A 12327-nucleotide genomic window follows, 5' to 3' on the forward strand; every position below is an offset into this window, starting at 1 on the left:
TTTTCCTTAGTTTTTTGGCAAGGGTATTAAATCAAACGCTATAATACTTTAATTATAAAAGCAATAATAGCTATACAGGTATTAGTGGGTGGAGTGTGTTAAATTATGACTTTGACTACCTACCTCTTCCATCCCTTCATCCTTTTGAAGTGATGGTTTTGGTATATTAATTTTTTTAGCTGCAACTTGCGTCAAATCAACAGACTTATCTTGTAGGGTTGCAATTAAAGGGGGATAACACAACAATTGCTCCCTGTCTTGATCGAGTATTGAGATTTGTTTAACGGCTTGCGGCAAGAGTGATAGACACGATTTCATTTCTTCTCGAGCCAAAAAACTCTGTAACTCTTCTAAACTAGTCCCATGTTTCTTTGCATAACTAGCAAGCTCTCTAAACAAGTCTAACATCCCCTGCAAATCTTTTTTTTGCACCAACTCATGTACTTTGATGTCGATTTGCTCATAATGGTCGCACAAGGAGGGGCTTTCATGATGCCTAATAATGGTGGAGATCACTTCATCTTCAGGCTGTAATTTCAACAAGGTCAGCGCCGTAGATTGAAGTTCTGTTTTTGCATGCTCACTATTCAGCTTTTCATCCATTTCAATCTCTACAGGAGATTCCTCCTTTTTTATTTTTTTGGTAGCCCACTCTGCAAAACTTTTAATGTAAGGATAGGACAGGCGAGCTAGAATATAAGCCCCTCCTAAGGCGGCACCGGCAGCCAATATTCCCAAACCCACGAAGGGAAAAGCAAGTGCTACGGCAAAACCAATGAGTACTACTGCTGATATCGCAATAGCTGCTGTCTTGTCAACAATGCTACCCAAATCCATTTTTGCTAATTTTTGATTAAGGTGGGTCTGTCTATCGTAAAGCTTTTGAATTTCCTCTTTTTTAATATCAAACGAGCTTTCCAAATTTCTAAGCTTCTCTCCGAGTTCTTGAAGCGTAAACTCTCCTTGATTTTTTTCTATTATTTCCTGCAACATTTTGGCCTGCTCTTGAATCGCTTGCAGTTCCTCTTCTTGTGTTTTGATATCCGTTTTTAAATTTTCTAACTCTACCTTAATTCGATGGCGTTCAATAAGGTGTTTAGCGAGTAAAAAGGTACTCACTGCTAAACCAAGAACTGCCGTAGCTAAGGCAATAGCTGGAGCCGCTGCAGGAACAGCGAGGGAGACAATTGTTAAAACCAATAGAACAGTAGAATATAACCATCGCGCATTTTTTGACAAAGTAATTGGTGGTTTTTCACCAATCATAGCAGCCGCGAGATAAATTAGTGGAATTCGAAAAAAATCAATTAACGCGAGACCCAAATTAGCCCATTGAAATCCTTTGCTCGCCGTTTCAACGGTATGACCAGCATATCCCCGAATCATTGCTAACTTACTTAAAGCGTTACCTGCACCATCAACACTATGTAAAAAATTAGAAAGCAGTGGCAATTTTTTCAACAATAAAAGAACAAGTGCTTTCTCAGGCAGAGGACGCCCTGTAAATTTGACCTTTCTTTGTAAACCTCGCACTCTTATTAAAAATTTTTCTTCAGATAGCTCTTCCTCGTCACCAATTGATGCCATCTCATTTTCTTGCGCCTGCAGAGGTTGCTTACTTTGATCGTGCATAGGAATCCACCTGTTTACAGTTTTTTCCATTCATTTTTTTCCACTATATCAATTAATCATTAGCGAAAAATTAAATGTCGTCAATTATTAATCAATTTTATCAAAATAATTCTAATTTTTGGGCTAACTTAAACCATCCCTTGCAAGAACCCACTAGAGTCAACTATATTTTTATATCTTTTAAAAAAATAAGTGGTTATGACGAAAAAAGGCATTTATTTGGCTGGTGGTGGGGCACGCGGAGCCTATCAGGCAGGGGTATTAAAAGCCATCAGTCATATTTTACAGGTAAAAGCACTGCCTTTTGAGATGATCAGCGGCGTAAGTGTAGGTAGCATAAATGCGGCAGTCCTTGCTGAAAATGCTCATGATTTTCCCACTGCCGTCGAAAAACTTGAGTCAATGTGGAGTGACATCACCTGCCAACAGATCTTTAATGCTAGCAACTATGAGCTAAGCAAATCTGTCTTACGTAATTTGAGCCATTTACTTATTAAGCAGCGTCAGTCTGGTCATTTACTTGACACAACTCCCTTGAGAGAATTTATCGTCGATAATATCGATTTTGATTTAATTAGAATCAATATTGCGAGTAATCAATTGGAGGCCATGGAAGTAATTAGCCAGTGTTATGAAACCCAGCAGACAATCTCTTTTTATCAACACTACAGCACTCCAGATTTTGCTGACTGGCATTATCCTCGTCACATCAGTCAACGCGCCACTTTAACCATGGAGCACATTCTGGCATCAAGCGCACTGCCCCTTTTTTTTCCTACTGTAAAACTTGACGGTTTTCATTATGGGGATGGCAGTATGGGATTAGTATCACCATTAAGAGGGGCTATTCGTTTTCAAGTAGAAAAAATATTGATATTGGGAACCCGGCAACTGCCAGTATTTACCAATCCCGCTCACTTAAGAAATGGCGACATTGGTTTTGCACGTATTTTAGGAGGTATGTTAAATGGCCTATTCCTAGACAATCTGGATCGTGACATTGAAATGGTCAATCGCATGAATGATATTGCGCGACTATTATCCATGTGGAAAAAACGTCGTTCACCCTGGCGTCCTATTGAAACCCTTCATTTGAGACCCAGTGTTGACGTCTCTCAAATTGCTCAATCTCAATACAATAATATGCCAGCCCTGCTACGCTTTTTGCTCAATGTATTGGGCGCTAAAGATCATTCTGGAGATTTATTAAGCTTCTTGCTTTTTGAAAAAGAGTTCACACGTGAATTAATTGAACTCGGTTTTCAAGATACACTTTCTGTCAGCTCTGATGTTAGTAAATTTTTTGCAAACTAAGCTGCATTAATTAGTATTAAGTCCCTCGCGTAATTCAGCTGATAAATTTGTCGTTTCTGGTTTAACCCCATGCCAAATAAAAAAGGCTTCAGCCGCTTGCTCAACCAGCATACCAAGTCCATCAATTGCTTTGCAGCCATTCTCATGAGCCCAGGCTACAAAGGACGTTAAACCCTTTGCATTGTATGCCAGGTCATAACAAAAAGTTGCAGCGTCTAATACATCAAGCGGCAAATTGATAGCCTCTTTTCCCAGACTTGCAGAAGTAGCATTAATAATTAAATCAAAGCGCCCCCGAAGCTCCATAAAGCTTACACAACTTATTTGTTTAAAATCGCATTGCAGTGCATAAGCTCTCTCTACACTGCGATTCGCCAACGTTAAATTGGCAATGCCTGCTTCTAATAAAGGACCTAGTATTCCTCGAGCAGCACCTCCGGCTCCTAGTAGCAGCAACCGTTTGTGAGTTAAGTCAATGTGATGCGATAAATCCCTTATTAGACCAATACCGTCAGTATTATCTGCATGAAGCTGTCCTTCCTGCATCCATAAGGTATTGGCCGCTTTGGCTTGCAAGCATCTTGGGGTTTTCACTTGGGCCATTGCAAAAGCTCTTTGTTTAAAAGGCAATGTGATATTTAAGCCCTTGCCTTTCTGGGCAAAAAAATCGGATACTCTTTTCTCAAAAAGGTCTTCATCAACCAGTATTTTTTCATAAATCAGCTGTTTACCAGTTTGCTCGGCAAAACGATGATGAATCAATGGAGATAAACTATGGGTTATAGGATTTCCCATCACGGCAAAAAGATTTTGCATAATATTCTCAGGTTAAATTTATATCTTGTACTCATATTATGGGGAGCACCTCAAGCTTATGCTGCGCAATCGACTTCAGTTGCAATTAATGTTTACCTTAAACTCCCCCCTCATAATGCAGTCACAGAGCTAGTGAAAAAATTTAATTCTTTTTTAGATGAAAAAAAAATTTATTCCCAATACCATCTGACCCCATTCCTACATGAGCATCCTCTACATATCACTTTGTATCTAACCAATTATCATTATTCGCAGCTGCCGCAAATCCTTAAAAAAGTAGCGGAGATTGCAAAACGCACCGCTCCTATCACATTCAGAACTAAGACAATTGCAACAAGCCCTAGCATGTATACCATGCTATTTGTTATTAGCAATAAGTCTCTGCAACAATTAGCAGATGAGATCGTAATTAGTTTAATGACGTTGCGCGATAAACAGGCAAAAATTCCTGCTTGGGTGCAGGATGATAGGAATAAGAAAACATCGTTTCTAAATTTCGGAAGCCCTAACGTATTTAAAAATTTCTCCCCACATTTCTCTCTCTTTGCTGCAGACCATTTAACTAAAAGAGAGGCAACAAACTTACATGCTGCTTTAATATCCCTACTAAGTGAATTCAATAAACCACAAACCTTAGATGTCAAAGCGCAAGCCATTGCGATTGGCATTGGACTGGCCAATGAACAGGGGCAAATTGTCAAAGAATTACATTCTTTTCCTCTTGGTTAAAGATACTGGTATTCCTGCTATTTTTTGCTTGTCCCAAAGCTTTATTAATTTTTCTTTATTTTTGACTCTTTGGAGCCTGCTCTAGATTTTGAGTTTGAGTCAAAAGAAAAGTTTGCTAGCTCTAGCATTGTTTTGGATGGCTCCAAACCTGATAGCATGGGATCTAACAAAGGTTTAGCCCAGTCAATTGCAGCTTTAGTAGGAACCATAGCTAATTTTGTAGGATTTAACAAAGATTTTAGGGACTGTGTCGTACTTGTAGACTGTGATGATTTTTTCGCATCCTCTGTCAGTGGTTGCAGCGTTTGCTCAAATATTGCAAATGATTGTTGCAAATAATCAAGAGCCTTATGTCCATTTTCAATAACAAGATTCACTTGTTTTTCGACCAGCTCCTCGGGTTTTTTTATATTTACCAGGTCTTCAGCTTTCAAGAAATTAAAACCTTTTAGAGTTCTGACATTAAGCTCAAGCATTGCTTGAAAAGGTCTTTGGATATGCCTCGCTATTTCAGTCCATTGCTCTAAATATCGCGGATTCATACACCCTCCTTGCACTACAGCATAGAGTGCTTATCTATAAAAGTTTAGGCCTTTGAAGAGTGATTAGCAAATAAGGACCACCGTGGCAGCTGTGGTTAGATCAAATGAGCGAGAATTGACGCAAGGGCCCCGTCAAGTTAATTTTTACTGTCGCAAGAAAGATGAAAACCCTAATTTTAGTCGCAAAGGAGCTCTGTAGTAGCTTCTTGCCAAATTTGTTTGGCGTTCTGAAACTGGGTTCGTTGCTTTGATGCGGAGTTGGTGTAGCGGCCTACAGATACTGCTAAGAGATTTCTGGTTTTTCCCATGAGCGCCAAGGTATTTTGAGCGCTGGCAGGTAATTTGAAACGAATAAGGCATTTTTCTTTTCTACGTGTCGGTTGATGGGCATTCTCAACGCGGTTATTGAGCCTTTTGTGGGAACGATGCTCGGTGCCTTTGCTCATCTGTTGAATCGGTTTCGTGTAGCTTCTCAATTTGTCCGTCACAATAACCCGTGGTGTAGGATAGGCGTTCAATAAACGGGATAAGACGCGGATGGCCGCTTTTTTGTTACGGCGTTTTTGCAGCAATACATCCAGCTCAAAACCTTCCTCATCCACTGCGCGCCATAAATAATAAGTCTCACCGTTGATACAAAGTTGTTGCTCATCTAAATGCCTAAAATGAGGGCCAAATTTGATACACCAGTGGCGTATCGTTTCATAACTGACATCTATCCCTCGATACAACAACCGCTTCGAAACATCTCGGTAGCTGTCATTAAACCGGTGATAACTCCATACCGCAATACTGATTATCTCTACAGGATAACGATACCTCTTCGGCTTTTGCTCCAACATCTTTTCACCAGCTAAATAGAGCGTAGTGTACCGTAAAAGTTAACTTGACGATGCCGAGTGGAGAGCACGTAAAAAAGCCATTAAAATTAACCAACATCGTGAAAATAATCGTCCTCAAAATAGTTTTTTCGCTATGGCTTAGATTTTATACGGGATTTACTCATTAATCCCTGTAAGAAAGTATCTCAATTTAGAATATGTATATCCGAATTATTTAATTCTAATAAAATCTGCTACTTAACTCATAAAAATTGTCCTCTGCAAAGGTATTATTCTTATTCTTACTGACCGTTAATAATGACTTAAGATTAATTATTGTAAAATACTCGCCAATAATCCTTTTAAAAGAATACAATGCCAGACAACACTACCTCCAAAGCCGCTTTGCTTGTTGAAATTAAGAGTAAAATAAAAGCGTTACCACCAAATGAACTAAGCTATTATTTGACTTTCCTATCTGTTTCTGTTGAAAAAGAGTCTAATTCTAAACAGCATTTATTGTTACTGGAGAAAACGAAAGCTCTGGTCGAAGCCATGGATGACTTCTACAGAAATCCAGAAAAGGCAAAAGATAATATAATAAAGGTTACTAGTTCCGCTCATGACTTAATGAATGCATCAGCTATGTGTGGTATATCGTATTCAATCAAACAAGCGCTATTCCACATATTAGGCTCTATAACGGCAATATTTACTGGGATGGCCTGTGGGTTATCAGGCTTCGCCTTTGGTTTATTATCAAACTACAATCTCGTTGGAAACTTACGAGGAGCGACTCTTGGCTTCTTATCTGGATTAGCTATTGGAATTCTTATTGGTTATCGTGCTCCAAAAAAACTACTTCAGAACTCTATAGAATCTAAACTAGAGTTTTGTATTGAAAGTATTAAAAGACTTGGTGATGAGTTTGCAGACAGGAAAACGCATGAAGAATATGAAAAAGATACCAAGGAATATATTCTTAATATGTATTTTAAAGATACTCCCGAAAACGAAAGAGAGAAAAGATTTAATGACTTTTTAAATAGCAAGGACCAGAAATTTCAAATTTGTACTACGACAGCTGGCCATATCTCTAAACGCTTAAAGGGGCATTTGGGGCATCATGCCTTTATTCGATATTCAATTAATGGGGTAACGCATATTCCTATTGAGTTTGGTGAGCGTAAGAAAACACCCAGTTTTGTTGACCAGTATGAATCCCCCCGTACTGTTTCTGGGAAAAAATTATTTGATATGCTCGTTCTTGACCGTATATTGCAGGAGACTCATGAAAGGAACATTGGCGTTCTTGCCACTTATGAAATTGGAAGTAATGATTGCCGCACTTATATTGATAAAATATTAATTGGCACTGGACAAGAGCCAACAAAAATAAGCAGATTTAACCAAAATATCGACTCTCACATTGCTCGTAAATTAGTAGGACCATTAATTGGTTTCTTTAGTAGAACACGGGGGGATGAACTTTATTCTTTAATTGATAATCCTAATGATGAGAAGTTTGTAGTGCATGAACAAAGATGGACTTCAAAATAGCTCTTGTGGTTACTTAACCTGCACTTTTGACAACAGTGGAAGTGTAATATAAATAGCGAATTTATTGTGCAGATATAGCATTCATAACGGCATCGTCAAGTTAGCTTTTGCGTTAGACTAGGCTTTATTTTAGTTGGTGAAAAGATGTTGGAGCAAAAACCGAGAAGATATCGTTATCCTGTAGAGATAATCAGTATTGCGGTATGGAGTTATCACCGGTTTAATGATAGCTACCGAGATGTTTCGGAGCGGTTGCTGTATCGAGGGATTGAAGTAAGTTATGAGACAGTCCGTCAATGGTGTATCAAATTTGGCCCTCATTTTAAGGATGTGGTTAGGAAGCGAGAACAAAGGCCATCTGATAAATGGCATTTAGATGAGCAACAGCTTCGCATCAACGGCGACATTTATTATTTATGGCGCGCGGTGGATGAGGAAGGTTTTGAGCTGGATGTATTGCTGCAAAAGCGCCGTAACAAAAAAGCAGCAATTCGCTTTCTATCCCGTTTATTGAATGCCTATCCTAAACCACGAGTTATTGTGACGGACAAACTGAAAAGCTATACGAAACCTATTCAACAGATGAGTAAAGGGACAGATCATCGTTCCCATAAAAGGCTCAATAATCGCGCCGAGAATGCTCATCAACCTACACGCAGAAAAGAAAAATGCCTTATTCGTTTCAAATCACCTGCCAGTGCTCAACATGTCTTAGGGGTCATGGGGAAAACCAGAAATCTCTTCGCTATAGCGGTTGGTCGTTTCACGAACTCGGCATCAACGCAATGAGCTCTGTTTCAGAAGGCTAAAGAAATTTGGTAATCCGCCGCAACAGAGATGCTTTGCGCCTAAAATTCGGGCTTTCAGCTTTCTTGCGCTAGCAAAAGTTAACTTGACGATGTCATCACCACACACAAAAAGGTCAATATTTTATCATATGGTTGAAATAATTTTCAATCCATGAGGTAATTTTGGGAATTAATTAGTTTTACGATTAATCAGACTTATTTAGTTTTCTAGCTCTCAGCAAAATACCCTACTATCAATATGAAAATAACTTTGGAACGCTGTAATCCTTCTTGATTTTATCCATTTTTACCAGGCCTGAGTGTATAAAATGTTAATTAGTATCCAACTTTAGCCGAAAGATCTCACCTTTCAATTCAATCGTATCTCCTGCAACCATCTTTTTTCTTTTCTGTTTTTCTATTATGCCGTTTACCAACACAGTGCCCGAAGCTATCATATCCTTAGCTTCTGCTCCACTCGAGGCGATACCTTCAAATTTAAGAATTTTAAAGAGTTCAACATGTTCTTTATTAATGAAAACATCTTTCATATTATTTATTACTCCAGTAATGATGAGTTGTCGCAATCTTTACTTTTTAATGAAGCAAGATAAAGGGTTTCTATTTCAGTCCTTGCCCATGGTGTTTTGCGCAGGAATTTAAGGCTTGATTTGATGCTGGGGTTCGAAGAAAAGTAGTTAATCTTGACTCTTATCGCCAAGCCTTCCCAGCCATAATAAATCAACAAACTATTTAAGATAGCCTCTAGCGTGATGCCATGCAGCGGATCATTAGAAGTTCTTTCCATCAACTATACCTTTTTTTGTTGCACATTGGAGGTTTAGTCAGATCTCGCTAAACTCTACTACTTCAAATACTATCAATCAGAATTAACAGGCCGTTTGAGTCAATAACAACTCGACCGCCATCTAAGATAAAATATTGAATTCCATGATCATGAGCTAAACGCAGTAGTTTAAGATTAGCTCCTTTGGGGTGTACCTCCCCTCGTTCCCACTTTTGATAGGTAGATGGAGTAACATTCAATATTTTAGCCATTACAGCTTGGCTAACTTTTTCTTTAATTCGCATGTTCTTTATTTCTTGTGCCTCAAGTTGTTTAACCTCACTTAAGTTAAGCATTTCTATTTCTTTAATAGTAATTGCATCTAACCGAAGATCTTTGGCAGTTTCTAACATAGCATCAATAATTTTACTCATTCTCAATCTCCACTAATGCCCCCTCTTTTATCAGCTTATTAATCTCCACATCAGAATAAGCCAACAATGAGCAATAATTTTAAAAGCTTTTTCTTCATTAGAAGAAATATACTTTTGGCATTCTTCTCAAACCCAAAAACAAAAAAACAATGTTTCCCTTTTTTGAAGGCGACGATAGTTCTTGTACTACCACTCTTTCCTCTGCCTTTATTCGCATTATTACACCACCACCATAATTAGCCTCGTAAATTACAATAGCAATTTCTTTAGCAGCGATATTAAGCGATTCATCACTAACTTGATTTTTTATAGCCCACTTGGCAAAAAATTTAGTTTTTATTATTTTCATCAATAACGCCTTGTGTAGTAAATATTACTATCCATTACAGTACTGATTACATAATTGGATAAAGGCCACAACCGTTTTTTATTTATTGAATAATCATGATTTGTGGATAAATTAACATAGACATCAAGAGGACTCCGGAAATAAAATTTATTGCTTTTTTTGAACAATTAGTTAATTAATAATCCGTTAATAAATGATCTCTATAATTTAAAAATCTATATAATGATTTACTCTAAGACAAAATGTTAGATATTTACGTTTGGAATCCCCGAAATAAAGACAGAAAAGAGATGTACGGCTCATTAAAAGCTCTTGCAAAAGCAATGACTAGGGGAGGCAATGTTGGACATATAAGCCTCGGTGTCACTCTTTATGAAAATCATCATAATTTGAAGGAAATAGATAAAAAATTTAAAGAACTTCGATTTAAAAAGGCTACACCGGTTTATGAAGCAGTCAAGAATGGTAACCCTAATGATATTGGTTTTTTTAAACGAGGAAAAAAATTAAACGGTATCAGTGCTTTTCTAAGTTTATGGCCAGACGGAGCTGGCGTTTCAAAAATACACGCTTTTAAAAGCTTCTTCAAAATAGGTGGAAAAACTCCGCCCACTTTTAGTAACAAAGTTCAACAAGACATGTTTGGTGAATGGTATCACAGTATGAATGATCCAAAACACATCATTGAACATCATCGTGGCAGTGAGTTTGAAGTTTCAGAATTGTCACAAAAAAAGGATAGGTTAGACACGAGAATAGAGGAGCTTAAAAAACAAAAAGACGCGATTCAGGACGAACTAAAAAAGAAAGGATGTCCTGTAAAATCTGCTGTTGAAAAAAGGAGGGAAGCCCAAAGATTAGAAGAAAAAAATACTAACGATGCATTTGATCTCGTTACAAAAAACTTTAAAAAAGAAGATCGAGATGTTGCTTTAGCACGGCAGAAGGAAGAATTAACAACAGAACTTAAAACCTTAAAATCGCAATTTCACCATTTATTGCAAAACGCCGATATTCCCAAATTTCATGGATATAAGGAATGGTATCGCCAATTGACATCAGAGTTTAATAAAAATGAAACGTTTTATGAAGATGCGCCAGATAGTAATAAGGTCAGACATTTTCTTTTACTTTATTTACAACAATTTAATACTGCTCCAGATAATGAAAATGAAGATGCACGTGAATTATTGTCTTTGCACCAACAAATTAAGGATGCAATGGACAAAATTAAGTGTATTGAGCATGAAGAGTTGCACATAAAGACGTTACAAGCTCAATTTGAAGCAGTAAAAACAGAACTGGGAGCTTTGCTAAAAGAAAGAGATGATGTTGAATTAGAACTCGATAATACAGAAATTACCGAAGGATTAAACCCGGATTTTACAGTATCCCTTCCCACAAGTGAAAGTGGACTGCCATTTGTTCTTAATGAAATACCTATCTTAAAAAAGATGGAAGCAATAATGCATGATCCAAATTTTCAATATGACGTGTTCGATAAAAACTGTGCCCGCGTTGTGAAAGAAAGTATTCGTGCTGGAATTTCGCCTGCGACTCTAAAGGCTATAGAAAATTTATCAGATTTTTCCAAGGGATTTTTTGATTCTAAATTTTTTACAACTCCGGTTGGTGTGATGGAGTGGGTTTTAAAATTAAATCATTATCTCTATGAGCTCAATTATCCAGAACTACAAAAGAGTAAACAAGATACAAACGAATTCCATCCCTAATTATAGAAAACCAGTATTTATCGTAATAAACGCGACCTCATCAACATTTGCATACTATACAATTCGAGGGCTTGCCCTTTTAACATTAATTACAAATTCTGTCTTTTCCTCCATACTCAGCTCTCGAGCTTTATTCACTGCTTCTTCTCTGAACTTTCGGGAAGCGTGCCGATGGTCAAGCCAGGAAATAATAAGAGCAAGAGAAGTTATCCATGAGTTTTATTTATCTGCTAAGCTGCAAAATTGAGATTTAACACAAGAAGAGCTTAACTATGTTATTGGTCAACAAATTTTAGCTAAAAGTAAAATAAACAAGCCAAAAGAGATAAAAGAATTTATCAGGGGTCGTGTGGAAGAACCACCAAAAGTGTTAATTTGTATTAGTTCCGATTTAATCTGACACATCACTTGAAAAGGAGAGTTTCCGGTTTTGATAGAAGTGCGAACTTTAAATCAAAACAAAAGGAAAACTCTCAATTTTGAATAGTAACGTTAAAATCATTAAACATAAAGTTGGATTACTTAATCTTGCTGAAGAACTTGGCAATGTGTCAAAAGCCTGCAAAGTAATAGGGTTGTCTAGAGATACATTCTACCGTTATAAATCAGCTGTAGATGAAGGTGGTGTTGATGCGTTATCTGATCAGAATCGCATAAAGCCCAATTATAAAAATCGAGTTGATGAAGCAATCGAATCAGCGGTAAAGGAACACGCTATAGAATACCCCGCACAAGGCGCTTATCGCGTCTCAGCTTCATATTTATTTTGAAGACCGTATGAACCTGAGACTTAGATAATCAATGAGGTGACACAGTTAGATG

The 12327-nt window shown here is 37.5% G+C and carries 12 protein-coding genes and 2 pseudogenes; 6 read left to right on the plus strand and 8 right to left on the minus strand.

Going from position 1 to position 12327, the window contains the following annotated elements; translation table 11 throughout:
* Positions 1–81: 81 nt before the first annotated feature.
* Positions 82–1632, minus strand: a complete 1551-nt coding sequence (locus Lbru_RS15095) for a coiled-coil domain-containing protein (RefSeq protein ID WP_131793603.1) — start codon at positions 1630–1632, stop codon at positions 82–84.
* Between the two features lie 198 nt (positions 1633–1830).
* Between Lbru_RS15095 and Lbru_RS15100 the strand changes: the two genes are divergently transcribed.
* Positions 1831–2946 carry a patatin-like phospholipase family protein gene (locus Lbru_RS15100; RefSeq protein ID WP_058442958.1) on the plus strand — a complete coding sequence of 372 codons (1116 nt, stop codon included), beginning with the start codon at positions 1831–1833 and terminating at the stop codon, positions 2944–2946.
* 6 nt (positions 2947–2952) lie between these two features.
* Here Lbru_RS15100 and aroE read toward each other — a convergent pair whose 3' ends face one another.
* Positions 2953–3762 (minus strand): shikimate dehydrogenase, encoded by an 810-nt coding sequence (gene aroE, locus Lbru_RS15105; RefSeq protein ID WP_058442959.1) that lies wholly within the window; start codon positions 3760–3762, stop codon positions 2953–2955.
* On the opposite strand from aroE, the gene Lbru_RS15110 reads away from it, so the two are divergent.
* Positions 3721–4491 (plus strand): 2'-5' RNA ligase family protein, encoded by a 771-nt coding sequence (locus Lbru_RS15110; RefSeq protein ID WP_058442960.1) that lies wholly within the window; start codon positions 3721–3723, stop codon positions 4489–4491. The genes aroE and Lbru_RS15110 overlap by 42 nt on opposite strands.
* Positions 4492–4535: 44 nt before the next feature.
* On the opposite strand, the gene Lbru_RS17960 is transcribed toward Lbru_RS15110, so the two are convergent.
* Positions 4536–5033, minus strand: coding sequence for a phasin family protein (locus Lbru_RS17960; protein WP_065235479.1), 498 nt, complete (start codon positions 5031–5033; stop codon positions 4536–4538).
* Between the two features lie 176 nt (positions 5034–5209).
* Positions 5210–5872 (minus strand): IS6 family transposase, encoded by a 663-nt coding sequence (locus Lbru_RS15120; RefSeq protein WP_202967558.1) that lies wholly within the window; start codon positions 5870–5872, stop codon positions 5210–5212.
* 357 nt (positions 5873–6229) lie between these two features.
* On the opposite strand from Lbru_RS15120, the gene Lbru_RS15125 reads away from it, so the two are divergent.
* Both Lbru_RS15125 and Lbru_RS15130 read left to right on the plus strand, forming a co-directional pair.
* Entirely contained in the window at positions 6230–7414 is a 1185-nt protein-coding gene (locus tag Lbru_RS15125) for a hypothetical protein (protein WP_058442962.1), read from the plus strand.
* 144 nt (positions 7415–7558) lie between these two features.
* A complete protein-coding gene (locus Lbru_RS15130; protein WP_065235480.1) occupies positions 7559–8203 on the plus strand; it encodes an IS6 family transposase in 645 nt (214 codons plus the stop codon).
* Positions 8204–8534: 331 nt separating this feature from the next.
* Here the strand turns inward: Lbru_RS15130 and Lbru_RS15135 are convergent, their stop codons facing one another.
* From Lbru_RS15135 to Lbru_RS15150, 4 genes and pseudogenes are all read right to left on the minus strand, one after another.
* On the minus strand, positions 8535–8753 hold the full coding sequence (locus Lbru_RS15135; RefSeq protein WP_058442963.1) for an RNA-binding S4 domain-containing protein: 219 nt from the start codon (positions 8751–8753) through the stop codon (positions 8535–8537).
* A gap of 8 nt (positions 8754–8761) precedes the next feature.
* On the minus strand, positions 8762–9010 hold the full coding sequence (locus Lbru_RS15140; RefSeq protein WP_058442964.1) for a VF530 family protein: 249 nt from the start codon (positions 9008–9010) through the stop codon (positions 8762–8764).
* A gap of 62 nt (positions 9011–9072) precedes the next feature.
* Positions 9073–9423, minus strand: a complete 351-nt coding sequence (locus tag Lbru_RS15145; RefSeq protein WP_238583903.1) for a helix-turn-helix domain-containing protein — start codon at positions 9421–9423, stop codon at positions 9073–9075.
* A gap of 50 nt (positions 9424–9473) precedes the next feature.
* Positions 9474–9772: pseudogene (locus Lbru_RS15150) on the minus strand (type II toxin-antitoxin system RelE/ParE family toxin).
* A 389-nt stretch (positions 9773–10161) separates the two neighbouring features.
* Between Lbru_RS15150 and Lbru_RS15155 the strand changes: the two are divergent.
* On the plus strand, positions 10162–11505 hold the full coding sequence (locus Lbru_RS15155; protein ID WP_131793641.1) for a coiled-coil domain-containing protein: 1344 nt from the start codon (positions 10162–10164) through the stop codon (positions 11503–11505).
* A gap of 476 nt (positions 11506–11981) precedes the next feature.
* Positions 11982–12257, plus strand: a pseudogene (locus Lbru_RS15160) (helix-turn-helix domain-containing protein); the annotation flags it as partial.
* Between the last annotated feature and the right edge of the window lie 70 nt (positions 12258–12327).

This window comes from Legionella brunensis (assembly GCF_001467025.1).
Classification (GTDB): Bacteria; Pseudomonadota; Gammaproteobacteria; order Legionellales; family Legionellaceae; genus Tatlockia; species Tatlockia brunensis.